The 26,904-nt window shown below is 52.2% G+C and carries 22 protein-coding genes, 1 pseudogene and 1 other annotated feature; of the genes and pseudogenes, 14 read left to right on the top strand and 9 right to left on the bottom strand.

The window, feature by feature from the left end; all coding sequences use genetic code 11:
- Positions 1–133 precede the first annotated feature (133 nt).
- The 7 genes from apt (at position 134) to hemH (ending at position 7,666) form a co-directional block, all read left to right on the top strand.
- Entirely contained in the window at positions 134–685 is a 552-nt protein-coding gene (gene apt / locus EA14781_RS01890) for an adenine phosphoribosyltransferase (RefSeq protein ID WP_000127357.1), read from the top strand.
- Between the two features lie 128 nt (positions 686–813).
- The gene (dnaX, locus tag EA14781_RS01885; RefSeq protein WP_000121989.1) at positions 814–2,736 is read left to right on the top strand and encodes a DNA polymerase III subunit gamma/tau; all 1,923 of its coding nucleotides are present in this window, start codon (positions 814–816) and stop codon (positions 2,734–2,736) included.
- Positions 2,069–2,133: a sequence feature (DnaX frameshifting element), on the top strand. (Overlaps the previous gene by 65 nt.)
- 52 nt (positions 2,737–2,788) lie before the next feature.
- Positions 2,789–3,118 (top strand): YbaB/EbfC family nucleoid-associated protein, encoded by a 330-nt coding sequence (locus EA14781_RS01880; protein WP_001606241.1) that lies wholly within the window; start codon positions 2,789–2,791, stop codon positions 3,116–3,118.
- Complete coding sequence (gene recR, locus EA14781_RS01875) at positions 3,118–3,723, top strand: recombination mediator RecR (RefSeq protein WP_001195026.1); 606 nt, start codon at positions 3,118–3,120, stop codon at positions 3,721–3,723. Before EA14781_RS01880 ends, recR begins: the two co-directional genes overlap by 1 nt.
- 110 nt (positions 3,724–3,833) lie before the next feature.
- On the top strand, positions 3,834–5,708 hold the full coding sequence (gene htpG / locus EA14781_RS01870) for a molecular chaperone HtpG (RefSeq protein WP_000678186.1): 1,875 nt from the start codon (positions 3,834–3,836) through the stop codon (positions 5,706–5,708).
- Positions 5,709–5,927: 219 nt separating this feature from the next.
- Positions 5,928–6,572, top strand: coding sequence for an adenylate kinase (adk, locus tag EA14781_RS01865; RefSeq protein ID WP_002430246.1), 645 nt, complete (start codon positions 5,928–5,930; stop codon positions 6,570–6,572).
- A 131-nt stretch (positions 6,573–6,703) separates the two neighbouring features.
- A complete protein-coding gene (gene hemH / locus EA14781_RS01860) occupies positions 6,704–7,666 on the top strand; it encodes a ferrochelatase (protein WP_001250133.1) in 963 nt (320 codons plus the stop codon).
- On the opposite strand, the pseudogene aes reads toward hemH, so the two are convergent.
- Positions 7,641–8,610 (bottom strand): annotated as a pseudogene (gene aes, locus EA14781_RS01855) (acetyl esterase). The gene hemH and the pseudogene aes sit on opposite strands and share 26 nt — an antisense overlap.
- Before the next feature lie 151 nt (positions 8,611–8,761).
- Between aes and gsk the strand changes: the two are divergent.
- The gene (gsk, locus tag EA14781_RS01850) at positions 8,762–10,066 is read left to right on the top strand and encodes an inosine/guanosine kinase (RefSeq protein WP_000671569.1); all 1,305 of its coding nucleotides are present in this window, start codon (positions 8,762–8,764) and stop codon (positions 10,064–10,066) included.
- A 78-nt stretch (positions 10,067–10,144) separates the two neighbouring features.
- On the opposite strand, the gene ybaL is transcribed toward gsk, so the two are convergent.
- Entirely contained in the window at positions 10,145–11,821 is a 1,677-nt protein-coding gene (gene ybaL / locus EA14781_RS01845; RefSeq protein WP_000546259.1) for a YbaL family putative K(+) efflux transporter, read from the bottom strand.
- A gap of 238 nt (positions 11,822–12,059) precedes the next feature.
- A complete protein-coding gene (gene fsr / locus EA14781_RS01840; protein ID WP_001251624.1) occupies positions 12,060–13,265 on the bottom strand; it encodes a fosmidomycin MFS transporter in 1,206 nt (401 codons plus the stop codon).
- 215 nt (positions 13,266–13,480) lie between these two features.
- Between fsr and ushA the strand changes: the two genes are divergently transcribed.
- Positions 13,481–15,133, top strand: coding sequence for a bifunctional UDP-sugar hydrolase/5'-nucleotidase (gene ushA, locus EA14781_RS01835; RefSeq protein ID WP_000771714.1), 1,653 nt, complete (start codon positions 13,481–13,483; stop codon positions 15,131–15,133).
- A gap of 36 nt (positions 15,134–15,169) precedes the next feature.
- Here the strand turns inward: ushA and ybaK are convergent, their stop codons facing one another.
- The 3 genes from ybaK to copA all read right to left on the bottom strand — a co-directional run bounded on the left by ybaK (position 15,170) and on the right by copA (position 19,413).
- Positions 15,170–15,649, bottom strand: coding sequence for a Cys-tRNA(Pro)/Cys-tRNA(Cys) deacylase YbaK (ybaK, locus tag EA14781_RS01830; RefSeq protein WP_000186641.1), 480 nt, complete (start codon positions 15,647–15,649; stop codon positions 15,170–15,172).
- A gap of 202 nt (positions 15,650–15,851) precedes the next feature.
- Positions 15,852–16,646 (bottom strand): TraB/GumN family protein, encoded by a 795-nt coding sequence (locus EA14781_RS01825; protein WP_000365129.1) that lies wholly within the window; start codon positions 16,644–16,646, stop codon positions 15,852–15,854.
- A 265-nt stretch (positions 16,647–16,911) separates the two neighbouring features.
- On the bottom strand, positions 16,912–19,413 hold the full coding sequence (copA, locus tag EA14781_RS01820; RefSeq protein ID WP_000083926.1) for a copper-exporting P-type ATPase CopA: 2,502 nt from the start codon (positions 19,411–19,413) through the stop codon (positions 16,912–16,914).
- A gap of 261 nt (positions 19,414–19,674) precedes the next feature.
- On the opposite strand from copA, the gene glsA reads away from it, so the two are divergent.
- The 3 genes from glsA (at position 19,675) to cueR (ending at position 22,490) form a co-directional block, all read left to right on the top strand.
- On the top strand, positions 19,675–20,607 hold the full coding sequence (gene glsA, locus EA14781_RS01815; protein ID WP_001278185.1) for a glutaminase A: 933 nt from the start codon (positions 19,675–19,677) through the stop codon (positions 20,605–20,607).
- A gap of 2 nt (positions 20,608–20,609) precedes the next feature.
- The gene (locus tag EA14781_RS01810) at positions 20,610–21,902 is read left to right on the top strand and encodes an APC family permease (RefSeq protein ID WP_024164630.1); all 1,293 of its coding nucleotides are present in this window, start codon (positions 20,610–20,612) and stop codon (positions 21,900–21,902) included.
- 180 nt (positions 21,903–22,082) lie between these two features.
- The gene (cueR, locus tag EA14781_RS01805; protein WP_001026756.1) at positions 22,083–22,490 is read left to right on the top strand and encodes a Cu(I)-responsive transcriptional regulator; all 408 of its coding nucleotides are present in this window, start codon (positions 22,083–22,085) and stop codon (positions 22,488–22,490) included.
- Here the strand turns inward: cueR and EA14781_RS01800 are convergent, their stop codons facing one another.
- The 3 genes from EA14781_RS01800 to EA14781_RS01790 form a co-directional block, all read right to left on the bottom strand.
- Positions 22,491–23,714 carry a hypothetical protein gene (locus EA14781_RS01800; protein WP_000484199.1) on the bottom strand — a complete coding sequence of 408 codons (1,224 nt, stop codon included), beginning with the start codon at positions 23,712–23,714 and terminating at the stop codon, positions 22,491–22,493.
- Between the two features lie 102 nt (positions 23,715–23,816).
- Positions 23,817–24,275: an NfeD family protein gene (locus EA14781_RS01795; protein WP_000571577.1), complete on the bottom strand. Its 459-nt coding sequence runs from the start codon at positions 24,273–24,275 to the stop codon at positions 23,817–23,819.
- Positions 24,272–25,189 carry an SPFH domain-containing protein gene (locus EA14781_RS01790; RefSeq protein ID WP_000904486.1) on the bottom strand — a complete coding sequence of 306 codons (918 nt, stop codon included), beginning with the start codon at positions 25,187–25,189 and terminating at the stop codon, positions 24,272–24,274. Before EA14781_RS01790 ends, EA14781_RS01795 begins: the two co-directional genes overlap by 4 nt.
- Before the next feature lie 145 nt (positions 25,190–25,334).
- Between EA14781_RS01790 and fetA the strand changes: the two genes are divergently transcribed.
- Both fetA and fetB read left to right on the top strand, forming a co-directional pair.
- Entirely contained in the window at positions 25,335–26,012 is a 678-nt protein-coding gene (gene fetA, locus EA14781_RS01785) for an iron efflux ABC transporter ATP-binding subunit FetA (RefSeq protein ID WP_001157568.1), read from the top strand.
- Positions 25,999–26,778 carry an iron efflux ABC transporter permease subunit FetB gene (gene fetB / locus EA14781_RS01780; RefSeq protein ID WP_002430243.1) on the top strand — a complete coding sequence of 260 codons (780 nt, stop codon included), beginning with the start codon at positions 25,999–26,001 and terminating at the stop codon, positions 26,776–26,778. The genes fetA and fetB overlap by 14 nt, the downstream gene beginning before the upstream one ends.
- The last annotated feature ends 126 nt before the right edge of the window (positions 26,779–26,904 follow it).

The raw sequence follows: 26,904 nt of genomic DNA, 5'->3' as shown, positions 1-26,904 counted from the left end.
GCAATTATTGCGTACAGCCAGTACATTCTGGCGTTTTCGAGCACAGGCGCAGGCGGTCAAAGGTTAAACAACTGTTACTTTTGATACGTTTAAAACGCGCCGTGAGTACCACCGTAACAAGCAGGCTACACTTATGACCGCGACTGCACAGCAGCTTGAGTATCTCAAAAATAGCATCAAAAGCATTCAGGACTACCCAAAACCCGGCATTCTTTTCCGCGATGTCACCAGCTTACTGGAAGACCCGAAAGCTTACGCTCTCAGCATCGACTTGCTGGTTGAGCGTTACAAAAATGCGGGCATTACCAAAGTTGTCGGCACTGAAGCGCGTGGCTTCTTGTTTGGCGCTCCGGTAGCGCTGGGGCTGAACGTTGGTTTTGTGCCGGTACGTAAACCGGGCAAATTGCCGCGTGAAACCATCAACGAAACTTACGATCTGGAATACGGCACCGATCAACTGGAGATCCACGTTGATGCCATCAAACCAGGCGACAAAGTGCTGGTAGTAGACGATCTGCTGGCAACTGGCGGCACCATCGAGGCGACGGTTAAATTGATTCGTCGCCTGGGTGGTGAAGTGGCTGATGCTGCGTTTATTATCAACCTGTTCGATCTCGGCGGCGAACAGCGTCTCGAAAAACAGGGCATTACCTGCTACAGCCTTGTCCCGTTCCCGGGCCATTAATTATCGCCAGTCTTGTGCTGTCCACGCTACGGACAGCACAAGATGTGCATTCAGCCTCGCCGTTCTGGCGGGGCTGTGTTAGCATTACCCCTTCGTGAATCCACCTTCCAGCGTTTCAGAGCCTGCCAATGAGTTATCAGGTCTTAGCCCGAAAATGGCGCCCACAAACCTTTGCTGACGTCGTCGGCCAGGAACATGTGCTGACCGCACTGGCGAACGGCTTGTCGTTAGGGCGTATTCATCATGCTTATCTTTTTTCCGGCACTCGCGGCGTCGGGAAAACCTCTATCGCCCGACTGCTGGCGAAGGGGCTAAATTGCGAAACCGGCATTACCGCAACGCCGTGCGGTGTGTGCGATAACTGCCGTGAAATCGAGCAGGGGCGCTTTGTCGATCTGATAGAGATCGACGCTGCCTCGCGTACCAAAGTCGAAGATACCCGCGACCTGCTGGACAACGTTCAGTACGCACCAGCACGTGGTCGTTTTAAAGTTTATCTGATCGACGAAGTGCATATGCTGTCGCGCCACAGCTTTAACGCACTGCTAAAAACCCTTGAAGAGCCACCAGAGCACGTCAAGTTCCTGCTGGCGACGACCGATCCGCAGAAATTACCGGTGACGATTTTGTCGCGCTGTCTGCAATTTCATCTCAAGGCGCTGGATGTCGAGCAAATTCGTCATCAGCTTGAGCACATCCTCAACGAAGAGCATATTGCTCACGAGCCGCGTGCACTGCAACTGCTGGCACGTGCCGCTGAAGGCAGTTTGCGAGACGCGTTAAGTCTGACCGATCAGGCGATTGCCAGCGGTGACGGCCAGGTTTCAACCCAGGCGGTCAGTGCGATGCTGGGTACGCTTGATGACGATCAGGCGTTATCGCTGGTTGAAGCGATGGTCGAGGCCAACGGCGAGCGCGTAATGGCGCTGATTAATGACGCCGCCGCTCGTGGTATTGAGTGGGAAGCTTTGCTGGTGGAAATGCTCGGTCTGTTGCACCGCATTGCGATGGTGCAGCTTTCACCTGCCGCGCTCGGCAACGATATGGCGGCTATTGAACTGCGAATGCGTGAACTGGCGCGTACCGTACCGCCGACGGATATTCAGCTTTACTATCAGACGCTGTTGATTGGTCGCAAAGAACTGCCGTATGCGCCGGACAGACGCATGGGGGTTGAAATGACGCTGCTGCGCGCGCTGGCGTTTCATCCACGGATGCCGTTGCCTGAACCGGAAACGCCGCGTCAGTCCGTCGCGCCAACGGCGGTAATGACACCTACGCAAATGCCGCCGCAACCGCAATCTATACCTCAGCAGGCGCCGACGGTACCGCTCTCAGAAACCACCAGCCAGGTGCTGGCGGCGCGCCAGCAATTGCAGCGCGCTCAGGGAGCAACCAAAGCAAAAAAGAGTGAACCGGCAGCCGCTACCCGCGCGCGGCCGGTGAATAACGCTGCGCTGGAAAGACTGGCTTCGGTCACCGATCGCGTTCAGGCGCGCCCAGTGCCATCGGCGCTGGAAAAAGCGCCAGCCAAAAAAGAAGCGTATCGCTGGAAAGCGACTACTCCAGTGATGCAGCAGAAAGAAGTGGTCGCCACGCCGAAGGCGCTGAAGAAAGCGCTGGAGCATGAAAAAACGCCGGAACTGGCGGCTAAGCTGGCGACTGAAGCCATTGAGCGCGACCCGTGGGCAGCTCAGGTGAGTCAGCTTGCGTTGCCAAAACTGGTCGAACAGGTGGCGTTAAATGCCTGGAAAGAGGAGAACGGCAACGCGGTGTGCCTGCATTTACGTTCCTCCCAGCGGCATTTGAATAACAGCGGCGCACAGCAAAAACTGACCGAGGCGTTGAGTGCGTTAAAGGGGGCAACGGTTGAACTGACTATCGTTGAAGATGATAATCCCGCAGTGCGCACGCCGCTGGAATGGCGTCAGGCGATATACGAAGAAAAACTTGCGCAGGCGCGCGAGTCCATTATTGCGGATAATAATATCCAGACTCTGCGTCGATTCTTCGATGCGGAACTGGATGAAGAAAGTATCCGCCCCATTTGATCGTAAGCCAGGCTTACGATCGTCATCCTTAACGTGATTGAGAGAGAAACCTATGTTTGGTAAAGGCGGTCTGGGCAACCTGATGAAGCAAGCCCAGCAGATGCAAGAAAAAATGCAGAAAATGCAGGAAGAGATCGCGCAGCTGGAAGTCACCGGCGAATCTGGCGCAGGTCTGGTAAAAGTGACCATCAATGGTGCTCACAACTGCCGTCGCGTAGAGATCGCCCCGAGCCTTCTGGAAGACGACAAAGAGATGCTGGAAGATCTGGTTGCTGCCGCATTCAACGATGCAGCACGCCGCATCGAAGAAACTCAGAAAGAAAAAATGGCGTCTGTTTCTTCTGGAATGCAGTTGCCGCCAGGCTTTAAGATGCCGTTCTGATGCAAACCAGCCCGCTGTTGACACAGCTTATGGAAGCACTGCGCTGTCTGCCGGGCGTTGGCCCGAAGTCGGCGCAGCGTATGGCGTTCACGCTGCTCCAGCGCGATCGTAGCGGCGGGATGCGCCTGGCGCAGGCGCTCACCCGGGCGATGTCGGAAATCGGTCACTGCGCCGATTGCCGTACCTTCACTGAACAGGAAGTTTGTAACATCTGTTCGAATCCGCGTCGTCAGGAAAACGGTCAAATCTGCGTGGTGGAGAGTCCGGCGGACATCTACGCCATTGAGCAGACTGGACAGTTTTCAGGCCGTTATTTTGTGTTGATGGGACACCTGTCGCCGCTGGACGGCATCGGTCCAGATGATATTGGCCTCGATCGCCTGGAACAGCGTCTGGCAGAGGAAAAGATCACCGAAGTGATCCTCGCGACTAACCCAACGGTCGAAGGTGAAGCCACCGCTAACTACATCGCCGAGCTTTGTGCGCAATATGGCGTTGAAGCCAGCCGAATCGCTCATGGCGTACCGGTTGGCGGCGAACTGGAAATGGTCGATGGCACTACGCTGTCGCACTCCCTTGCCGGGCGTCATAAGATTCGTTTTTAAGCAAACGAGAGCGGGATCACCTGCTCTCGCTTGAAATTATTCTCCCTTGTCCCCATCTCTCCCTCATCCTGTTTTTAACCTTAAAAATGGCATTGTTGAGGTAGACCTACATGAAAGGACAAGAAACTCGTGGTTTTCAGTCAGAAGTGAAACAGCTTCTGCACCTGATGATCCATTCTCTCTATTCCAATAAAGAAATTTTCCTGCGTGAGCTTATCTCTAACGCCTCCGATGCGGCGGACAAGTTACGTTTCCGCGCACTCTCTAACCCGGATCTGTACGAAGGTGATGGCGAACTGCGCGTTCGCGTCTCTTTCGATAAAGACAAGCGCACTCTGACCATCTCCGATAACGGCGTGGGGATGACCCGCGACGAAGTGATCGACCATTTAGGGACTATCGCGAAATCTGGCACCAAATCATTCCTCGAATCCCTGGGTTCTGACCAGGCGAAAGACAGCCAGCTGATCGGTCAGTTTGGTGTTGGTTTCTACTCCGCGTTTATCGTGGCCGACAAGGTAACCGTGCGTACCCGTGCGGCAGGCGAAAAACCAGAAAACGGCGTGTTCTGGGAATCGGCGGGTGAAGGTGAATACACCGTTGCCGACATCACCAAAGACGATCGCGGTACTGAAATCACCCTGCATCTGCGTGAAGGCGAAGACGAGTTCCTCGATGACTGGCGCGTGCGCTCCATCATCAGCAAATACTCCGACCATATCGCGCTGCCGGTAGAGATCGAAAAACGTGAAGAGAAAGACGGCGAAACCGTTATCTCCTGGGAGAAAATCAACAAAGCGCAGGCGCTGTGGACCCGTAACAAGTCGGAAATCACCGATGAAGAGTACAAAGAGTTCTACAAACACATCGCCCACGACTTTAACGATCCGCTGACCTGGAGCCACAACCGTGTTGAAGGTAAGCAGGAGTACACCAGCCTGCTGTACATTCCGTCGCAGGCGCCGTGGGATATGTGGAACCGCGATCATAAACACGGACTGAAACTGTACGTCCAGCGTGTGTTCATCATGGACGACGCAGAACAGTTCATGCCGAACTATCTGCGCTTCGTGCGTGGTCTGATTGACTCCAGCGATCTGCCGCTGAACGTTTCCCGTGAAATCCTCCAGGACAGCACGGTAACGCGTAACCTGCGCAATGCGCTGACCAAGCGTGTGCTGCAAATGCTGGAAAAACTGGCGAAAGACGACGCGGAAAAATACCAGACCTTCTGGCAACAGTTTGGCCTGGTACTGAAAGAAGGTCCGGCGGAAGATTTCGCTAACCAGGAAGCGATCGCCAAATTGCTGCGTTTTGCTTCTACCCATACCGATTCTTCTGCGCAGACCGTATCTCTGGAAGACTACGTTTCCCGCATGAAAGAAGGGCAGGAGAAAATCTACTACATCACCGCAGACAGCTATGCGGCAGCGAAGAGCAGCCCGCACCTGGAACTGCTGCGTAAGAAAGGCATCGAAGTTCTGCTGCTTTCCGACCGCATCGATGAGTGGATGATGAACTATCTGACTGAGTTCGACGGTAAACCGTTCCAGTCTGTGTCTAAAGTTGACGAGTCGCTGGAAAAACTGGCTGACGAAGTTGATGAGAGCGCGAAAGAAGCGGAGAAAGCACTGACTCCGTTCATCGACCGTGTGAAAGCCCTGCTCGGCGAGCGTGTGAAAGATGTCCGTCTGACCCACCGTCTGACCGATACGCCAGCGATTGTCTCTACCGATGCGGACGAAATGAGCACTCAGATGGCGAAACTGTTTGCCGCAGCGGGCCAGAAAGTGCCGGAAGTGAAATACATCTTCGAACTGAACCCGGATCACGTACTGGTGAAACGCGCGGCAGATACCGAAGATGAAGCGAAGTTCAGCGAGTGGGTAGAACTGCTGCTGGATCAGGCGCTGCTGGCAGAACGCGGCACGCTGGAAGATCCGAACCAGTTTATTCGCCGTATGAACCAGCTGCTGGTTTCCTGATGTAATGCCGGATACATCCTATCCGGTATATCGGTAAATGTGGTGCCGGATGACCTTCGTGTCATCCGGCATTTTTTCTTTTTAGTATCTGCATTTTCCGCAAATTATCTCCCCTTTAACCGTTTCAGCCTCAGGAGCCTTCCTTGAGGCAATCGCCTGTTGGTGGTATCGTTTATCGCTTTTTCAAAAAATTCGACACATTTTAAGGGGATTTTCGCAATGCGTATCATTCTGCTTGGCGCTCCGGGCGCGGGGAAAGGGACTCAGGCTCAGTTCATCATGGAGAAATATGGTATTCCGCAAATCTCCACAGGTGATATGCTGCGTGCCGCAGTCAAATCTGGCTCCGAGCTGGGTAAACAAGCAAAAGACATTATGGACGCTGGCAAACTGGTTACCGATGAACTGGTGATCGCGCTGGTTAAAGAACGTATTGCTCAGGAAGACTGCCGTAACGGTTTCCTGCTTGACGGCTTCCCGCGTACTATTCCGCAGGCTGACGCGATGAAAGAAGCGGGCATCAATGTTGATTACGTTCTGGAGTTCGACGTACCGGACGAACTGATTGTTGATCGTATTGTTGGTCGCCGCGTTCACGCGCCATCTGGCCGTGTTTATCACGTTAAATTCAATCCGCCGAAAGTAGAAGGCAAAGACGACGTTACTGGTGAAGACCTGACTACCCGTAAAGACGATCAGGAAGAAACTGTACGTAAACGTCTGGTCGAATACCATCAGATGACGGCGCCGCTGATCGGCTACTACTCTAAAGAAGCGGAAGCAGGCAACACCAAATACGCGAAAGTTGATGGCACCAAACCGGTTGCTGAAGTTCGCGCAGCGCTGGAAAAAATTCTCGGCTAATCAAGTCGCAGCAGATCTGCTCTCGGGCAGGTCTGCTCATTCTCCTCAGGCAATACCTCTTACAGCAATTAGTTCTTCTTCTTCACTTTTCCGCTACAATTATCAACAAGTTGAATCGATAAGAGGCGGTAATGCGTCAAACTAAAACCGGTATCCTGCTGGTAAATCTGGGCACGCCCGATGCCCCCACTCCTGAAGCGGTAAAACGCTACCTGAAGCAATTTTTAAGCGACAGACGCGTGGTTGATACCTCACGGCTGTTGTGGTGGCCATTACTGCGTGGCGTGATTTTACCGCTGCGCTCGCCACGCGTAGCAAAACTGTATGCCTCTGTCTGGATGGAAGATGGTTCGCCGCTGATGGTTTACAGTCGCCAGCAACAACAGGCGCTGGCAGAACGTTTACCGGAAATGCCGGTGGCGCTGGGCATGAGCTATGGTTCGCCATCGCTGGAAAGTGCCGTTGACGAACTGCTGGCAGAACATGTTGATCATATTGTGGTGCTGCCGCTCTACCCGCAATATTCCTGCTCAACGGTTGGCGCAGTGTGGGATGAACTGGCACGCATTCTGGCGCGCAAGCGTAGCATTCCGGGGATTTCGTTTATTCGCGATTATGCTGATAACCCCGATTATATTAATGCCTTAGCAAATAGCGTTCGCGCCTCTTTCGCTAAACATGGCGAGCCGGATCTGCTGCTGCTCTCCTATCATGGAATTCCACAGCGTTATGCGGATGAAGGCGATGATTACCCGCAACGTTGCCGCATAACAACTCGTGAACTCGCTTCTGCACTGGGGCTGGCGCCGGAAAAAGTGATGATGACGTTCCAGTCGCGTTTCGGACGCGAACCCTGGCTGATGCCTTATACCGACGAAACGCTGAAAATGCTCGGAGAAAAAGGCGTAAGCCATATTCAGATAATGTGCCCCGGATTTGCTGCGGATTGTCTGGAAACACTGGAAGAGATTGCTGAGCAAAACCGTGAGGTCTTCCTCGGTGCTGGCGGAAAAAAATACGAATATATTCCGGCGCTTAATGCCACACCGGAACATATCGAAATGATGGCTAATCTTGTTGCAGCTTATCGCTAAAGAATCGAGCACCGTCGCGCAGAGCCTCGTCGGCGGTTTTCATCATCCGTGAATAATGCAAAAAGGCGTGCAGCGTACCGGAGTAGAGCTTGAACTCACAAGGTTGCTGGTGCGCCGCTAACGTCTGGTAAAGCAGGCGGCTGTCATCCAGCAGCGGATCGAACTCTGCGCCAGCGATATAGCAGGGCGGCACATCACGTGTGAGATCATTGTTAAACAGGCAGTAATACGGCGACTCACGGTCTGCTTTGTTGCTTAAATACGCTTCTTCATACATCTGCAAATCCTGTTGCGTTAAGCCATCCACAGTCACCGCCCAACAGGCGACGGGTCACGGAATCCTGCAACCCATAAAGTCCATACCACAGTAAAACACCAGCAATCTTACCGCAATCGATCTGCTTATCACGCAGCCACAAAGCGCTGGCGAGCGCCAGCATCGCGCCAGCAGAATCACCGGCAAAGCCAATGCGTGACATATTGATTTGATAATCGTCCGCCTGCTGGTGGAAATGGCAACAGGCGGCCACAATTTCCTCTATCGCCTGCGGAAAACGTGCTTCTGGCGAAAGGGTATAATCAACACCAATTACCGTACATTGGGTATAGTTTGCCAGCAGCCGCATAATGCGATTGTGGGTATCGAGGTTGCCGAGAATAAACCCGCCACCATGAAGATAAAACAGCGTCGCCGGGCTATTCGGGTTCGGACAAAATAACAGCGTCTCCACCCGACCATATTTTGTCGGAACCGCGTAAGCTCTGGTTTCCATTTCTGGAGCGTCGGCATTCCAGAATCGCCGCTCAAGCGTGTAATGTTGACGTTGCTCGGCAATCGTTCCCGTTGCGGGCCAGGGCGGTAAATCTGGCTGAATCGTATTAACAACGGCCTTCATTTCGGCAGATATCAGTTCCAGCACGGGAAATTTGTTTTCCGTCTTCATTGAAAAACTCCTTTCAAATGACGCCATTGTAAGGAACCACTGCCATGAAAATGCGATCCCGTCTGCTGATATTGAAACTGCCCGTGCCTCGCGCGCTCAGGCATGATTGTGTTAATATTCGCCGCTCAGTTAACCACCCTTAAAAATAATCATGAAATTTCCCGGTAAACGTAAATCCAAACATTACTTCCCTGTAAACGCACGCGATCCGCTGCTTCAGCAATTCCAGCCAGAAAAAGAAACCAGCGCTGCCTGGGTCGTAGGTATCGACCAGACGCTGGTGGATATTGAAGCGAAAGTGGATGATGAATTCATTGAGCGTTATGGATTAAGTGCCGGGCATTCACTGGTAATTGAAGATGATGTAGCCGAAGCGCTTTATCAGGAGCTGAAACAGAAAAACCTGATTACCCATCAGTTTGCGGGCGGCACTATTGGTAACACCATGCACAACTACTCCGTGCTGGCGGATGACCGCTCCGTATTGCTGGGCGTAATGTGCAGCAATATTGAAATTGGTAGCTATGCCTATCGTTACCTGTGCAACACGTCCAGCCGTACTGACCTTAACTATTTACAAGGTGTGGATGGGCCGATTGGTCGCTGTTTTACGCTGATTGGTGAATCGGGCGAGCGTACCTTTGCTATCAGCCCAGGACATATGAACCAGTTGCGGGCGGAGAGCATTCCTGAAGATGTCATTGCCGGAGCGTCGGCGCTGGTATTAACGTCCTATCTGGTGCGCTGTAAACCGGGTGAACCGATGCCGGAAGCGACCATGAAAGCCATTGAGTACGCGAAGAAATATAACGTACCGGTGGTGCTGACGTTGGGAACTAAATTCGTCATCGCTGAGAATCCACAGTGGTGGCAGGAGTTCCTCAAAGAACACGTTTCCATCCTCGCGATGAACGAAGATGAAGCCGAAGCATTGACTGGAGAGAGCGATCCGCTGCTGGCCTCTGACAAGGCGCTGGACTGGGTGGATCTGGTACTGTGCACCGCTGGGCCAATTGGCTTATATATGGCGGGCTTTACGGAAGACGAAGCAAAACGCAAAACCCAGCATCCGCTGCTGCCGGGCGCTATCGCGGAATTTAACCAGTATGAGTTTAGCCGCGCCATGCGCCATAAAGATTGCCAGAATCCGCTGCGCGTCTACTCTCATATTGCGCCGTATATGGGCGGACCAGAAAAAATCATGAACACCAACGGGGCCGGAGACGGGGCTCTGGCGGCGCTGTTGCATGACATTACCGCCAACAGTTATCACCGTAGCAACGTACCAAACTCCAGTAAGCATAAATTCACCTGGCTGACATACTCGTCGTTAGCGCAGGTGTGTAAATATGCCAACCGCGTCAGTTATCAGGTGCTTAACCAGCATTCGCCACGCTTAACGCGTGGGCTGCCGGAGCGTGAAGACAGCCTGGAAGAATCTTACTGGGATCGTTAAGTTGTTGGATGCAACCAAATCGCACCCGTAGGCCGGATAAGATGCGCGAGCATCGCATCCGGCAATGATATCAATGTATTACCCCGTTACCACTTCACCCGCCGGGGGCGTTTCCAGCAGCTCCAGCATCGTACGGGCAATTTCTCGCTCACCCATTACTACCTGATTCGCCCCACGTTCGGTAATATACGCCACTTCATCGTCATAATGGGCGCGGGCAATAATCTCAATATCCGGGTTTTTCGCGCGGGCAGAGGCCACAATCTCGCCCGCTTCGTAACCGTTTGGAATGGTCAGAATCAGCCATTTCGCGCATTCCAGATGCGCCAGGTGCATGATCTCTTCGTTCGCTGCGTTACCTAATACGGCGCGAACGCCGCGCTCACGCAATTCATCGACGCGGGTGCGTGACGTTTCAATCACCACCAGTGGAATATCAGACGCGAGCAATTTTTCTCCCAGCAGACTGCCCACCCGACCGTAGCCGACCAGCAGTGCGTGGTTGCAAATATCCACCGGAATTTGTTTCTCTTCTTCGATAGCTTCTTCCAGAGTCTGTTCTTCCAGCGTTTCAGTCTTCGCCAGATATTTCTCCAGCAAAGCAAACAGTACCGGGTTGAGCATAATCGACAAAATTGCGCCTGCCAGCACTAGGTTTTGCCCGGATTGCGGCAGCAGATTCAGCGCCATCCCCAGTCCCGCCAGAATAAAGGCGAACTCACCAATTTGCGCCAGACTGGCGGCAATGGTTAATGCCGTACGCTGAGAGTGACCAAATAACCGGACGAGGAAAAACGCCGCCACTGACTTACCAAATAAAATAATGGCCAGTGTTGCCAGCACGGCCAGCGGTTGCTGAATAAGAATTAACGGATCAAACAACATGCCGACGGAGACAAAGAACAACACCGCAAATGCATCACGCAACGGCAGCGTATCGTGGGCGGCACGGTGGCTCAGTTCAGACTCGTTCAACACCATCCCGGCAAAGAACGCACCGAGCGCAAAGGAGACGTCAAACAACTCTACCGCGCCAAAAGCAATCCCTAATGCCAGCGCCAGCACTGACAGGGTAAACAGCTCGCGTGAGCCGGTTGCCGCGCTACGCGCCATGATCCACGGCACCAAGCGGCGACCTACCAGCATCATAATGGCGATAAATGCGACTACCTTGCCGATGGTAATCCCCATATCGACCGCCAGCGTAGCAAAGCCCACATCGCCTTGTTCCATCATTCCGGCTACCGCTGGTAGCAATACCAGCGTCAGGACCATCACTAGGTCTTCTACAATCAACCAGCCAATGGCGATTTGTCCTCGCTGGCTATCTATTAATTGCCGTTCTTCAAGTGCGCGCAGTAACACCACGGTACTGGCGGTAGAAAGACACAAACCGAACACGATACCGGTCATCAGTGACCAGCCCAGCACGCTGGAGAGCGCCATACCCAGCAACGTCGCCACCGCTATCTGGGCGATGGCGCCGGGAATGGCGATGGACTTTACCGCCATCAAATCCTTGAGTGAAAAATGCAGACCAACGCCGAACATCAGCAAAATGACGCCCAGCTCCGCCAGTTCAGGTGCCAGTTTAGTATCGGCAACAAAGCCCGGAGTAAAGGGTCCTGCCAGCACGCCCGCTAACAGATATCCCACCAGAGGAGAAATACGCAGTTTATTGGCCAGCATGCCGAGGATAAAGGCGAGCACAAGGCCGCCAACAATGGTGGTAATAAGCGGGGTGGCGTGATGCATTCCGTCTCCTTTTCCTGGTGATTGTTGTCCATTTTTGGCCGGGAAAACCAAAATTACAGATGATAGTTTATGACAATTTCATTGTTGATGTTTATGAATAATTCTTGAATTTTGCAGAAAAATGGAATTAACCGCAAAAAAAGACACGGATCGAAAAAGGGATGAGGTGTATGAAGAGGAAAGGCTTATGGTGACAGGAAAGAGATGCGGTCAAAGTTAACCTCTGACCGCAAGAAAATCAGGCTTTATGTCGGTTATCAGGTAAGAATATGGTCAACATCCCAAGAAGTGGCAGGAAAGCACATATTTTATAAACTAATTCAATACTGGTGTGGTCGGCAATAAGCCCCAGGACTGCGGCGCCAAGCCCTCCCATGCCAAAGGCAAAACCGAAAAACAGCCCGGAAACCATACCGATACGTCCCGGAAGCAGTTCCTGGGCGTAGACCAGGATGGCGGAAAATGCCGATGCGAGGATAAATCCAATTATTACCGTTAAAATTCCCGTCCAGTGCAGGCTGGCGTAAGGTAAAACCAAAGTAAACGGCGCTACGCCGAGGATAGAGCCCCAAATGACATATTTTCTACCAATCTTATCGCCTACAGGCCCGCCAATCACGGTTCCTGCTGCAACGGCAAATAGAAAGGCAAACAGATGAAGCTGGGCGTTCTGGATAGATAATCCAAACTTTTGCATCAGATAAAAGGTGTAATAGCTACTGATGCTCGCCATATAGAAATATTTCGAGAAAATCAGTACCAGCAGTACGCAAACAGCCAGTACGACCTTATTACGCGGCAGTGGATTGCTTATTGCTGCTTTTGGTTTTCCTTTACTCATCCGATGTTGTGCGGAGTACCAGCGGCTGATTTGCGCCAACACTACAATAGCCAGTAGCGCTGCCAGCACAAACCATGCCACGTTGCCTTTGCCATAAGGTGCGATGATCACCGCTGCCAGCAATGGCCCCAACGAACTGCCAAAGTTTCCGCCTACCTGGAAGATTGATTGCGCCAGACCATGACGCCCACCGGAGGCCATACGCGCCACGCGGGAAGATTCCGGGTGAAAGACTGACGAACCGGTACCGACCAGCGCCGCGGCGAGCAAAACAGTAGCAAAACTACCTGCCAACGCCAGCAGTACCAGCCCGCTTAAGGTGAAGCACATGCCAATTGGCAACGACCACGGCATCGGATATTTATCGGTCCAGTAGCCGACCACTGGTTGCAATAGCGATGATGCAAGCTGGAAGGTGAGAGTAATCATCCCTATCTGCATAAACGTCAGAGAAAACTCTGACTGGAGCAGCGGATAAATCGCCAGAATCAGCGATTGGATCATATCGTTCAGAAGATGCGAGAGGCTGATAGCCCCCAAAATGCCAAACGACGTGCGAGGTTTGACGGCCGACGCAGGCTGGGTTTGTTCACTCATTGCCATAGGAAAGTCACTTTTTCAGGGTTGCGATGTAAAGAATAATCTGAGTTGTAATTATTACCCGACTAACATACCTGTATGCATAGCTTGAAGGAAGTCTCAATTTTGAAAACAGAAACGGCATTCTATTTTCGAATTTATCACCACCGAATACAGATTTGTCTATTATATCGCGTCATACTCATTTCAAACGTTGATATCTGGTCAGGGAGATAAGAATGAAATTGTTGCAACAGAGCGTGGCATTAGCTCTATTGACCACATTGACACTGGCGAGTGGAAGTGCTCAAGCTTATGAGCAGGATAAAACTTATAAAATTACTATTCTGCACACCAACGACCATCATGGTCACTTCTGGCGTAACGAATATGGTGAATATGGCCTGGCGGCGCAAAAAACGCTGGTGGATGGGATCCGCAAAGAGGTTGCGGCTGAAGGCGGCAGTGTGCTGTTACTTTCCGGCGGCGATATTAATACTGGTGTGCCGGAATCCGATTTACAGGATGCCGAACCCGATTTTCGCGGTATGAATCTGGTGGGTTATGATGCGATGGCGATCGGCAATCATGAATTTGATAACCCGCTCACCGTATTACGCCAGCAGGAAAAGTGGGCGAAGTTTCCACTGCTTTCCGCCAATATCTATCAAAAAAGCACTGGCGAGCGCCTGTTTAAACCCTGGGCGCTGTTTAAACGTCAGGATCTGAAAATAGCTGTTATTGGGCTGACAACCGATGACACGGCAAAAATCGGCAATCAGGCATATCTCTCGGATATTGAGTTTCGCAAACCTGCCGACGAAGCCAGACTGGTGATTCAGGAGCTGCAACAGACAGAAAAGCCAGACATTATTATCGCTGCGACCCATATGGGGCATTACGATAATGGCGATCATGGTTCTAACGCGCCAGGTGATGTGGAGATGGCGCGTAGCTTGCCCGCTGGATCGCTGGCAATGATTGTTGGCGGACATTCGCAAGATCCCGTCTGTATGGCGGCGGAAAATAAAAAGCAGGTGGATTACGTTCCAGGTACGCCATGTAAACCGGATCAACAAAACGGCATCTGGATTGTACAGGCGCACGAATGGGGCAAGTATGTTGGCCGGGCCGATTTTGAGTTTCGCAATGGCGAAATGAAAATGGTCAATTACCAGCTAATTCCGGTAAACCTGAAGAAGAAAGTGACCTGGGAAGACGGAAAAAGCGAACGCGTGCTTTATACCCCAGAAATCGCTGAGAACCAGCAAATGATTTCACTGCTGTCGCCGTTCCAGAGTAAAGGTAAAGCGCAACTTGAGGTGAAGATTGGCGAAGTCAATGGCCGTCTGGAAGGTGACCGTGATAAGGTCCGTTTTGTGCAGACCAATATGGGGCGGTTAATTCTGGCAGCACAAATGGATCGCACCGGAGCAGACTTTGCCGTGATGAACGGCGGCGGGATTCGCGACTCCATTGATGCGGGCGATATCAGCTATAAAAGTGTGCTGAAAGTGCAGCCGTTCGGCAATATAGTGGTGTATGCCGATATGACGGGTAAAGAGGTGATTGATTACCTGACTGCCGTCGCGCAGATGAAGCCCGACTCCGGTGCCTATCCGCAGTTTGCCAATGTTAGCTTTGTGGCGAAAGACGGTAAACTTAACGATCTGAAAATCAAAGGTGAACCCGTCGATCCGGCGAAAACTTACCGTATGGCGACGTTAAACTTCGGTGCCTCCGGCGGTGATGGTTATCCGCGTCTTGATAACAAACCCGGTTATGTGAATACCGGTTTTATTGATGCGGAAGTGCTGAAAGCGTATATCCAGAAAAACTCGCCGCTGGATGTCAATGCCTACGAGCCGAAAGGCGAGGTAAGCTGGCAGTAATGTGCAAGTGCCGGATGTTTTCATCCGGCAAAGCACTTAATCACGGCGTGCAATATCTGCAAACTTAGCATCCAGAATCTTTGCCAGATCGCTTGCCGCCAGCTCAATATCCAGTCCTCGTTTGCCACCAGAGACATAAATGGTGGCAAACTCTTGTGCGGGGGCATCAATCAACGTAGGCAGGCGTTTTTTCTGCCCCAACGGGCTAATTCCTCCAACCAGATATCCCGTCGAACGTTGCGCCACCATCGGATCGGCCATTTCCACTTTTTTGGCGCCCAACGCCTTTGCGACCTTTTTAAGGTCCAGTTGACCTGCGACCGGCGTTACTGCGACGGCCAGGTGTTTCATATCGCCATTCACCGCGACCAGCAGTGTTTTGTAGACTTGATCCGAATTCAAACCTAATTTTTTGACCACTTCATCGCCAAAATTGGTTTCCGCCGGATCGTGTTCGTAGGTATGAATCTGAAAAGAAATCTTGTTTTTTTCGAGTAATTTAACAGCGGGTGTCATCGTAATTTTCCTGCCTCAAACAAAAAACGGAGCAAGCATACGCCGGATTGCGGCCCAAAAAAAAGTGCCATCTTGTCTAAGAGTATTGGCAGGATGGAGAGATTGAGCGACAATCGACTTACACCGTCGCTTAAAATGACGGCATAATAATAAAAATATGAAATTCCTCTTTGACGGGCCAATAGCGATATTGGCCATTTTTTTAGCGCAGCATTTGCGGCAAATTCCCTTCTCCATACAGATGTAGCGCACCAACCGCGACCATATAGCGCCCCGGTGGCATGGTGCGTAATTTATCCCGCCAGGCGAGATTTCGCTGGTGCATCAATACGTCGTACAGTGACTGGCTGAAAGTATTGGGCAGCGTTATTTCATGATTTTGCGGCGGCGCATTCAGCCACCAGCTCATCATTTGTTGCAGCAGACGCGCGTTGGTATGCCAGTGAGTCAGGGTATCGTCCAGCAACGCCAGCCCTTGATCGGGTAACTGGAGCAATAGCGCAATCTGGCTTTCTGCTCCTTCCAGCTCTATTACAGGTTTATGTTCCTGCTTCGCTGCCTGTAATAGTTGGTAATCAATGCCATATTCAGCCCGTAACCCTAATTTTTGCGCCTGAGTCGCCTGGAGAACCATCGCAATTTGCCACAGCGGTTGGGTAGAAAATAGCGACGGAGAAATGCCCATTTCCTGGCTAATGTGATGCAGGCTTTGCAGTTGCGTTTCGCTGATGCGCTCTTCCAGCGCCTCGCAGGCAGGCAAATTGGCAAACGGTGTATCGCAGGTGGAGACATCCGCCTCAACAATTAACGCATCAGCATTTTTCAGCTTTTTAAGCAGGCGAGGAGGCAGTGGAGCCATATCGCGGCTACCCATATGAATACTGCCAATCAGATGAAAATGGCGATTGCCGGGAAGAGAGATATCGATGGCAGGCCAGGAGTAATGATTACCACGCAGCGCGGCCCACAGTGTTTTTACCCGGTACAACAGATCCATACGACCTCCCTTTGTGAAATATCATGCTAGCGCGCAGGGAGGGAGGGCGCAAATGGAGTTAGGGACTTGTTCAGTGGTCGCTTAAATGTTGTCGAAAAATTGCTATTGCTTTGAAACGAAAGAGCACCATTGCCTGATGCAACGCCGACGCGCCTTATCAGCTGTGCCCGAACCGTAGGCCGGATAAGGCGTTTACGCCGCATCCGGCAGTCGTGCGGCGATGCCAGATGCGCCACTCTAAAGCAGCGCATCCGCAATGACCGACTTATTCCTTCGGTTTAAACCGCAGCAATCGGTTGGCGTTACTCACTACGGTAATCGACGAGAGCGCCATTGCCGCGCCGGCAACCACCGGGTTAAGCAGCGTTCCGGTGAACGGCCACAAAATACCGGCAGCGACCGGAATGCCAATGCTGTTATAGATAAACGCGCCGAGCAGGTTCTGCTTCATATTGCGCAGCGTTGCGCGGGAAATGGCTAACGCATCCGCAACACCCATCAGGCTATGACGCATCAGGGTTATCGCCGCAGTCTCAATGGCAACATCGCTACCGCCGCCCATCGCAATACCAACATCCGCCTGGGCCAGCGCTGGCGCGTCGTTAATGCCATCGCCCACCATCGCCACCTGACGTCCCTGACTTTGCAGACGTTTAATCGCTTCGGCTTTACCGTCCGGCAATACACCGGCAATCACTTCATCAATACCGGCTTCTTTGGCGATAGCATTGGCGGTGGTTGGGTTATCCCCGGTTAACATCACCAGACGATATCCCGCTTTATGCAGACGTTGCAGCGCCGCCACGCTGTCGCTACGCAAGGGATCGCGCACTGCTAACAGGGCTACCGCTTGACCGTCGACAGCCAGCAACACGGGGGTTGCGCCTTGCGACGCCTGGGCAGAAATATCAGCTTCAATCGCTTTGGTGTCCACTTGCTGGTCATTTAACAGCGCCTGATTACCCAGTAGCAGCGTATGGCCTTCAGCTTCGCCGCTCACACCCAGGCCGCGCAATGTGCGGAAACCGTTGACCTGCGGCAATGTCATGTCGCTCGCTTTATCGAGGATCGCTCGCGCCAGCGGATGGCTGGAACCTTGCTCCAGCGCTGCCGCCAGACGTAGCGCCTGCGTTTCGTCAAAACCGGCGAAAGTTTTCACCGCAACAACCTGCGGTTTCCCTTCAGTCAGCGTCCCGGTTTTATCGAACACGACAGTATCCAGCGTACTGGCGCGTTGCAGTGCGTCGGCATCACGCACCAGCACGCCAAACTCCGCCGCACGGCCAACGCCGGAAATAATTGACATCGGCGTTGCCAACCCCAACGCACACGGACAAGCGATGATCAATACCGTCGTGGCGACAACCAGGGTATAGACAATCTGCGGCGCCGGGCCGAAGAAGTACCAGATCGCCGCGCTGATTAGCGCAATCAACACGACCACTGGTACAAACACGGCAGAAATTTTATCCGCCAGTTGACCGATTTCCGGTTTACTACTTTGGGCCTGGCGCACCATGCGAATTATGCGTGCCAGAGTGGTATGGCTGCCGACTGCGCTGGCGCGAAACAGCACGCTGCCGTCCTGTACTACCGTCCCGGCGTGAACGCTATCGCCTTCGCTTTTTTGCAGTGGGATAGGTTCGCCCGTCAGCATGGCTTCATCCAGCCATGCTTCACCCTGAGTGATCTCGCCGTCTACCGGCACACGATCACCCGTCGTCAGGCGCAGTAGCATACCCGGCTGCACTTCCACCAGCGGTACGTTCTTTTCACCGTCATCAGTAACCAGGCGTGCTGTCGGCGGAGTTAAATCGAGTAATTTTTCCAGCGCTTTTGATGAGCGCTGACGCGCGCGCGCTTCCAGCATATGGCCGAGGTTAATCAGACCAATAATCATCGTGCTGGCTTCGTAATAAAGATGCCGCGCCTCCATCGGGAACCACTGCGGCCACAGGTTGACGCTCATCGAATAGAGCCACGCGACCCCGGTCCCCAGCGCCACCAGCGTATCCATCGTCGCCGTGCCGTTCAGCAAGCTTTTCCACGCGCTACGATAAAAATGGCCGCCCGCGAGAACCATTACCGCCAGGGTTATCAGGCCGATAACCAGCCACAGACTGCGGTTGTCGGCGGTGACCATCATATTATCGCCGATCATTCCCCAGACCATCACCGGGATACCCACCGCCAGGGCAACGATAGCCTGCCAGCGGAAACGCTTCATTGTCGCGATGGCGGTCTCCTGCTGACGTTCGCGGCGTTTGGCATCATCTTCAATTGCTTCCGCGCCGTAGCCTGCTTTCTCAACCGCCTGAACCAAATCTTGTGGGGAGGCGCTGCCCATCACCAGCGCAGTGCGCTCCGCCAGGTTTACCCGTGCCTGGGTGACGCCCGGTACGCTTTGCAGTGCGTTTTGCACTCGGGTGACACAGCTGGCGCAGCTCATGCCGCTCAGCAGCAACTGCTGACTATCATCCTCGGCGGTCGCTGCCGGAAGCTCATCAGAAACCGCTGCCAGTGCTTCCGACGGGATTGATGACTCCGCCAGCGGTTTAGCCTTTGGGTGGCTTACAGATGCGTCATAACCCGCTTGCTTGATGGTTTCGATAAGTTGTTCGGCGCTGGCCGTGCCGGTAACGTGCGCTTCAGTGATTGACACATCAGCCTGCTCAACGTCCGGGCGTTGTTCGAGACTTTCTTTCACGCGTTTAACGCAGTGACCGCAAGACAGGCCGTCCAGCGTCAGGTCGATAGTTTGAGACATAGTTCACTCCTTTTAGACAGTTTTTACTGACCGTGATAAAGGGTAAACCTTCCAGCAAGGGGAAGGTCAAGAAATTATTTCTCAATGAAATAATATGTTGGCAAGAATTAAAAAATTGGCTCAATTTGCATCATGATTAGATATTTAATTCTTTATTTTCCTGTAGTTAGGGTGTTGATGCTAAGTTAAATCATGATGCCTTGAAATCGGCATCGGGGTGAGAAATAACCTCCCGCATCTATAAAAAGGAGTTAGCGAAAGATGTCAGATGCAAAAAAACTACAGCAGGCAGTGGATCAGGCATACACCCTGTATCACACGTTTGGCGGCGGGCAAAACGCAGACTACATCCCCTTCCTGGCAAATGTTCCCAGCCAACTGACGGGAGTGGCTATTGTCACCTGTGAGGGCGATGTCTATTGCGCAGGTAACAGCGATTACCGTTTCGCGCTGGAGTCCATTTCCAAAGTCTGTACCTTAGCCCTGGCGCTGGAAGATGTCGGTCCACAGGCGGTGCAGGACAAAGTTGGCGCTGATCCCACCGGGCTTCCCTTTAACTCAGTTATTGCCCTGGAACTGCATGGCGGCAAACCGTTGTCGCCGCTGGTCAATGCAGGGGCAATCGCCACGACCAGCCTGATCAAAGCTGATAATGCCGAGCAGCGCTGGCAGCGAATTTTGACTATTCAGCAACAACTTGCCAGCAGTCAGATAACGCTCTCTGACGAAGTAAATCAGTCAGAGCAGACGACCAACTTTCACAACCGTGCGATTGCCTGGCTGCTTTACTCCGCCGGATATCTCTATTGCGATGCGATGGAAGCCTGTGACATCTACACCCGTCAGTGCTCCACGCTCATCAATACTGTTGAGCTGGCGACGCTTGGCGCAACGCTGGCGGCGGGCGGCGTGAACCCGATAAGCAAAAAACGCGTTCTTCAGGCTGACAATGTGCCGTACATCCTGGCCGAAATGATGATGGAAGGGCTGTATGGTCGCTCCGGCGACTGGGCGTATCGCGTTGGTTTGCCTGGAAAAAGCGGCGTTGGTGGCGGCATTCTGGCGGTAGTTCCTGGTGTGATGGGGATTGCCGCGTTCTCACCACCGCTGGATGAAGAGGGCAACAGCGTACGCGGACAAAAAATGGTGGCATCGGTCGCTAAACAACTCGGCTATAACGTGTTTAAGGGCTGATCATAATGAGCATGGAAGGGAGTAACGATAGCAAACCTCTTGGTCTATGGAACGTGGTTTCCATTGGTATCGGGGCGATGGTGGGGGCAGGGATTTTTGCGCTGCTGGGGCAGGCAGCGTTATTAATGGAAACGTCGACATGGGTTGCGTTTGCCTTCGGCGGTATTGTGGCGATGTTTTCTGGCTATGCTTATGCGCGTCTTGGCGCCCATTACCCAAGTAATGGCGGAATCATCGACTTTTTTCGCCGGGGGTTAGGCAACGGCATTTTTTCGTTGGCGCTATCGTTACTTTACCTGATGACGCTGGCAGTCAGTATTGCGATGGTCGCGCGCGCATTTGGCGCTTATGCTGTGCAGTTTTTGCATGAAGGCAGCCAGGATGAGCATCTTGTTTTGCTGTATGCGTTGGCGATTATTGCGCTAATGACCCTGTTCAACTCCTTAAGCAATCATGCGGTAGGGCGACTGGAAGTGATTCTCGTCGCCATTAAAATGATGATTCTGTTGCTGCTAATTGTTGCGGGCGTCTGGTCGCTACAACCGGCGCACATTTCACTCTCTCCGGCACCCAGCTCCGGCGCGTTCTTCTCCTGTATCGGCATTACCTTCCTCGCCTATGCGGGCTTTGGCATGATGGCGAATGCAGCGGATAAAGTGAATGATCCGGCGGTTATTATGCCGCGGGCATTTCTGGTGGCGATTGGCATTACCTCTCTGCTCTATATCGCCCTGGCTCTTGTGCTGCTTAACGACGTTTCAGCATTAGAGTTAGAAAAATATGCTGATACAGCGGTGGCGCAAGCCGCTTCACCGTTGCTCGGGCATATCGGCTACGTGATTGTCGTTATCGGCGCGTTACTGGCGACAGCATCAGCGATTAACGCCAATTTGTTTGCCGTGTTCAATATCATGGACAACATGGGCAGCGAGCGCGAGTTGCCGAAAGTGTTGAATAAATCCCTGTGGCGGCAGAGCACCTGGGGCAACATCATTGTTGTGGCATTGATCATGCTGATGACGGCAGCGCTTAATTTAGGTTCGCTGGCCAGCGTCGCCAGCGCCACCTTTTTGATCTGCTACCTCGCAGTATTTGTGGTGGCGATTCGCTTGCGACATGACATCCACGCTTCGTTGTCGATCCTCGTCATTGGTATGCTGGTCATGCTACTGGTCATCATTGGTTTTATTTACAGCTTGTGGTCCCAGGGCAGCAGTGCGTTGATGTGGATTATTGGCACACTATTACTAAGTTTTATTGTGGCAATGGTAATGAAACGGAATAAAACGGCATAACCCTTTCTGTGCGCAGCGTGTAACGGTACTGCGCTTTCGAGAATTCTCTCCTGCTTTGGTACAGCATTTTAAATCCGAAACTTGTCGTACCCCGCGAGTAGTGTCAGACTAATTCAGCAATATCATGCTGAATTATCTATTTAGATCGCCCAACAAATTACAGGAGGCGTTGCGCGAACGATGAACATTAGCGATGTGGCGAAAAAAACGGGACTGACTGCTAAAGCGATTCGTTTCTATGAAGAGAAAGGGCTGGTCACACCGCCGCTGCGTGGTGAAAACGGTTATCGCACTTACACGCAGCAGCACCTCAACGAACTGACTTTACTGCGCCAGGCGCGGCAGGTGGGGTTTAACCTGGAAGAGAGCGGTGAACTGGTTAATCTGTTTAACGACCCGCAGCGCCATAGTGCTGACGTGAAACGGCGTACGCTGGAAAAAGTGGCGGAGATCGAGCGACATATCGAAGAACTGCAATCTATGCGCAATAAGCTTCTGACGCTGGCGAATGCCTGCCCCGGCGATGACAGCGCCGCCTGCCCGATTATCGAAAATCTCTCCGGCTGTTGTCATCATAAGGCGGGGTGATTAAGGCTTACGGAAATAGTCATCCATTATTTTCGTCAGTTCCGGGCGTTCGCCGTCATCGTTGATGGCGAAATCGAGAAAAAAAGCATCGGCTTGCGGCGTTCGGTGTTGCGCCATCAACCGGAAGGCGAGGGCGCGATAAATGGCGTATGCCGGATGGCTGATAACGAATCGGGCAAAGTCAACAAAAAGCGGCGAGTGTGTGAAAAACAGCGCCTGCAAAATTACATCAGCCTTTTCATCCCCCTCCAGACCTTGTTGGAGCATGCGCTTAATACGAGTCTCGCTCAAATTCCCGGCCTCAACAATTTGCCAGGCTTGATCCAGTGAAGGGTAACGACTGACACTTTGCTCCAGTTCTTCGGGCCAGTTTTGGTATGTGTGGATGTGCTTATCAGGGCCGAGAATCTCCCATGCGCTGAGCGGCAATGTTTTCCACGCTGTGAGTTTTGGTATGCGGTATTGCAGCTCTGTTTTGTGCAGAAATTCCCCGCCCGGAAATACCAGGGTTTGCTGCTCATCATTAAAACGGGTCGCAGTGCTGATAACCAGCGTTTTCAGTGGTCGCCCTTCCAGCGCGGCGGCAGTGGCTTTATGGTGCCCGTCGAGCAGAACGCAGAGATAGGAATCAGTAAGATACCAGGCCAGAGCGCGGGCATCCGGTTTATCACGATAAAACGTCGCCCGCTCTGGATTAAAATGTGATGGCGGCTGACCGGGAAGAAGAAAACAGGGAGCAGTATCACTGAAATAGCCATATTCAGGATCCCAGACGGCAACGGTTGCCGGGTTACTGGAACTATGGTCCGTTGCCGCCCAAAAGAAATGCCCATTGCCATCCGTCGGGTAAAGCTCACGATCCTCCAGCAGATAATAGCCATCAGCCAGGCATGAGAACAGCGGCGTCAGCGCGGCAAAAGCGTCCGCCATGCCAGACCACGGGCGATTCCAGTTTTCGAGGGCAGATAAAAACTGTGCGGCACCCTGCTCATCATCCGCAAAACCGCTGTAGACAAATTCCGCGCAGGTGGGGCAGCCAGTCTCGGACCAGAAACGTATCAATGGGACATCTTGCCAGCAGAGTGAATGAATAAGACCGTAAGAGTGCGGTTTGTGGATCACACACCGTCGAAGAAATCCTTTTCCAGATCTCACCGAAAAAATGACGCCAGCAGGAGTTTGTTTTAGCAGACGGACTTCAGGTTTTCGAAAGAGGGGAAACATAGCCATTCCTTAGCCGAAAATAGAGGGCAACATGCCGGATGCGGTGCGAGCGCCTTATCCGGCCTACGGTTTGGTACAGATTTCCAGGTGTGATAAGACGCATCAGGCGATGACCGCTCGGATGATCAGCGTTATCCCTTCAATCGCAATCACCTCAACATGCGTACCCGCGGCTAAATCCTCGCTGGCGCTGACTGGCCATGAGCTGTCGCCGACGCGCATATGACCGCGCCCGTTGACTAACGGCGATTCCAGCACAAATCGTCTACCGATCAATTGTTGCCCGCGCTGGTTTAAATGACTATCGCTGTGCTTTTGCTCGCGTACTCGCCGCGACAACCACTTCCACCACAGCCAGGCGGCGAGCAACGTCAGAATGGCAAACATCGCCCCTTGCCACTCCCAACCCAGCGGTAGCAGCCAGACCACCAGGCCGGTAATGACCGCCGCCACGCCGCTCCACAACAAATAACCGTTACCGCCCAGCATCTCGGCAGCCAGCAGCAAACCGCCGAGGCTCAGCCAGAAAATATGCGGATGAACGACCATTAACTCAATCATGGTTTAGTCCGTTTATTGGCGCTGTCTTTCACCAGTTCGGCAATCCCGGCAATCGACCCCATCAGGCTGCTGGCCTCTAATGGCATCATCACCACTTTGCTGTTGCTGGAGGAACCGATCTGCTGCAACGCTTCGGTATATTTCTGCGCCACAAAGTAGTTCACCGCCTGAATATCACCAGAGGCGATGGCTTCCGATACCATTTTGGTGGCGCGGGCTTCTGCTTCGGCGGAACGTTCACGCGCTTCAGCCTGTAAAAATGCCGACTGTCGTTCACCTTCCGCTTTCAGGATCTGTGACTGTTTTTCACCTTCCGCTTTGAGGATTTCCGCCTGACGAATCCCTTCTGCTTCAAGGATGTAAGCACGTTTGGTTCGTTCCGCTTTCATCTGCGCGTTCATTGAAGAGATAAGCTCTGCGGGCGGGCGTACATCACGGATTTCGATACGGGTGACTTTTATCCCCCACGGGTTAGTGGCTTCATCAACAATATGCAGCAGACGCGAGTTAATGCTGTCGCGCTGGGAGAGCATTTCGTCCAGCTCCATCGAACCCAGAACGGTACGGATGTTGGTCATGGTCAGGTTGATGATTGCCAGTTCCAGATTACTGACCTCATAAGCGGCGCGCGGAGCATCAATCACCTGAATAAAACAGACCGCGTCGATAGTGACGTTGGCGTTATCTTTCGAGATGACTTCCTGGGATGGAATGTCGAGCACTTGCTCCATCATATTGATCTTGCGGCCAATGCGATCCATAAACGGCACCACCAGACTCAGCCCCGGCTGTAATGTTTTGGTATAGCGGCCAAAACGTTCTACCGTCCACTGATAGCCCTGCGGCACGATTTTGACGCCTGCGCCGACAATCACCAGCGCGGCAAAAATAAGAATCGGGATAAAGATAAGCATCGGAAAAACCTCCTGTTGTACCGTCCATAATGAGCAAAATTGCTGCTTGATTAAACAAATTATACCCGATTACTGAAAGAGAGTTCCCCCTTATTCCTGCGGAGGATAAACTGTTTCTATTAAAAATGAGAAAAAGGGATGAGCGATGCAGGAAAATACTCCTTTGCTTCAGCTACAAAACGTAGGATATCTGGCCGGTGATACGAAAATTCTCAACAACATCAGTTTTTTATTGCGTGCTGGTGAATTTAAGTTAATTACCGGCCCTTCGGGATGTGGAAAAAGTACGTTGCTGAAAATTGTCGCGTCGTTAATCAGTCCCGGCGAGGGAACGATTTTGTTCGAAGGGGAAGATATCACGACCCTGAAGCCGGAAGTGTACCGCCAGCACGTTTCTTATTGTGCACAGACCCCTGCGCTGTTTGGCGACACGGTATACGATAACCTGATCTTTCCCTGGCAGATCCGTAATCAACAGCCTGACCCGGCTATTTTTCTCGATTTTCTCGAACGCTTTGCGCTGCCGGATACGATTTTACAGAAAAATATCGCTGAACTTTCTGGTGGTGAAAAACAGCGTATCTCGTTGATTCGTAACCTCCAGTTTCTGCCAAAGGTATTATTGCTGGATGAAATTACCAGTGCGCTGGATGAAAACAACAAACGCAATGTGAATGAGATGATTCATCACTATGTTCGTGAGAAAAATATCGCCGTATTGTGGGTGACTCACGATAAAGACGAAATTAATCATGCGGATAAGGTGATTACGCTGCAACCGCATGCCGGAGAAATGCAGGAAGCACGCTATGAACTCGCATAATATTACTAATGAATCATTGGCACTGGCATTAATGCTGGTGGTGGTGGCGATTTTAATTAGCCATAAAGAAAAACTGGCGCTGGAGAAAGATATTCTCTGGAGCGTCGGGCGGGCAATTATTCAACTGATTATTGTTGGCTATGTACTGAAATATATATTCAGTGTTGATGATGCCAGTCTGACATTATTGATGGTGTTATTTATCTGCTTTAATGCGGCATGGAATGCGCAAAAACGCAGTAAATATATTGCTAAAGCTTTTATCTCATCGTTTATTGCCATTACGGTAGGGGCGGGAATTACCCTGGCGGTGCTGATTCTCTCGGGGTCGATTGAGTTTATTCCGATGCAGGTGATCCCAATCGCCGGGATGATAGCCGGTAACGCGATGGTGGCGGTCGGGCTGTGTTATAACAATCTCGGTCAGCGCTTTATCAGCGAGCAACAACAGATTCAGGAAAAATTGAGCCTGGGCGCGACGCCGAAACAGGCGTCTGCAATATTGATTCGTGACAGTATCTGTGCGGCATTAATTCCGACTGTCGATTCAGCAAAGACTGTTGGTTTGGTGAGTTTGCCGGGAATGATGTCGGGGCTGATATTTGCCGGGATTGATCCGGTAAAGGCGATTAAATATCAGATTATGGTGACCTTTATGCTGCTCTCCACCGCCAGCCTGTCGACCATTATTGCCTGCTATTTAACCTATCGTAAGTTTTATAACTCGCGCCACCAGTTGGTGGTGACGCAATTGAAGAATAAATAATGCGATGCCTGATGCGACGCTGGCGCGTCTTATCATGCCTACAAACCTGTGCCAGAACGGTAGGCCGGATAAGGCGTTTACGCCGCATCCGGCGGTTATGCGCGGATGCCTGATGCGACGCTGGCA

This window comes from Escherichia albertii NBRC 107761 = DSM 17582 (assembly GCF_000759775.1).
GTDB classification, from domain to species: domain Bacteria; phylum Pseudomonadota; class Gammaproteobacteria; order Enterobacterales; family Enterobacteriaceae; genus Escherichia; species Escherichia albertii.
The sequence above is the reverse complement of the archived record's forward strand: the minus strand, read 5'-3'. Positions and strand labels throughout refer to the sequence as shown.

Excerpts from the sequence above, each read along its gene's own strand:
- fetA (WP_001157568.1), top strand. The coding sequence starts at position 25,335 with ATGCAGGAAAATACTCCTTTGCTTCAGCTACAAAACGTAGGATATCTG.
- ushA (WP_000771714.1), top strand. The coding sequence starts at position 13,481 with ATGAAATTGTTGCAACAGAGCGTGGCATTAGCTCTATTGACCACATTG.
- ybaK (WP_000186641.1), bottom strand. The coding sequence starts at position 15,649 with ATGACACCCGCTGTTAAATTACTCGAAAAAAACAAGATTTCTTTTCAG.
- EA14781_RS01880 (WP_001606241.1), top strand. The coding sequence starts at position 2,789 with ATGTTTGGTAAAGGCGGTCTGGGCAACCTGATGAAGCAAGCCCAGCAG.
- gsk (WP_000671569.1), top strand. The coding sequence starts at position 8,762 with ATGAAATTTCCCGGTAAACGTAAATCCAAACATTACTTCCCTGTAAAC.
- hemH (WP_001250133.1), top strand. The coding sequence starts at position 6,704 with ATGCGTCAAACTAAAACCGGTATCCTGCTGGTAAATCTGGGCACGCCC.
- recR (WP_001195026.1), top strand. The coding sequence starts at position 3,118 with ATGCAAACCAGCCCGCTGTTGACACAGCTTATGGAAGCACTGCGCTGT.
- dnaX (WP_000121989.1), top strand. The coding sequence starts at position 814 with ATGAGTTATCAGGTCTTAGCCCGAAAATGGCGCCCACAAACCTTTGCT.
- ybaL (WP_000546259.1), bottom strand. The coding sequence starts at position 11,821 with ATGCATCACGCCACCCCGCTTATTACCACCATTGTTGGCGGCCTTGTG.
- fetB (WP_002430243.1), top strand. The coding sequence starts at position 25,999 with ATGAACTCGCATAATATTACTAATGAATCATTGGCACTGGCATTAATG.
- EA14781_RS01825 (WP_000365129.1), bottom strand. The coding sequence starts at position 16,646 with ATGGATCTGTTGTACCGGGTAAAAACACTGTGGGCCGCGCTGCGTGGT.
- htpG (WP_000678186.1), top strand. The coding sequence starts at position 3,834 with ATGAAAGGACAAGAAACTCGTGGTTTTCAGTCAGAAGTGAAACAGCTT.
- adk (WP_002430246.1), top strand. The coding sequence starts at position 5,928 with ATGCGTATCATTCTGCTTGGCGCTCCGGGCGCGGGGAAAGGGACTCAG.
- copA (WP_000083926.1), bottom strand. The coding sequence starts at position 19,413 with ATGTCTCAAACTATCGACCTGACGCTGGACGGCCTGTCTTGCGGTCAC.
- EA14781_RS01790 (WP_000904486.1), bottom strand. The coding sequence starts at position 25,189 with ATGCTTATCTTTATCCCGATTCTTATTTTTGCCGCGCTGGTGATTGTC.
- EA14781_RS01795 (WP_000571577.1), bottom strand. The coding sequence starts at position 24,275 with ATGATTGAGTTAATGGTCGTTCATCCGCATATTTTCTGGCTGAGCCTC.
- glsA (WP_001278185.1), top strand. The coding sequence starts at position 19,675 with ATGTCAGATGCAAAAAAACTACAGCAGGCAGTGGATCAGGCATACACC.
- fsr (WP_001251624.1), bottom strand. The coding sequence starts at position 13,265 with ATGGCAATGAGTGAACAAACCCAGCCTGCGTCGGCCGTCAAACCTCGC.
- EA14781_RS01800 (WP_000484199.1), bottom strand. The coding sequence starts at position 23,714 with ATGTTTCCCCTCTTTCGAAAACCTGAAGTCCGTCTGCTAAAACAAACT.
- cueR (WP_001026756.1), top strand. The coding sequence starts at position 22,083 with ATGAACATTAGCGATGTGGCGAAAAAAACGGGACTGACTGCTAAAGCG.
- apt (WP_000127357.1), top strand. The coding sequence starts at position 134 with ATGACCGCGACTGCACAGCAGCTTGAGTATCTCAAAAATAGCATCAAA.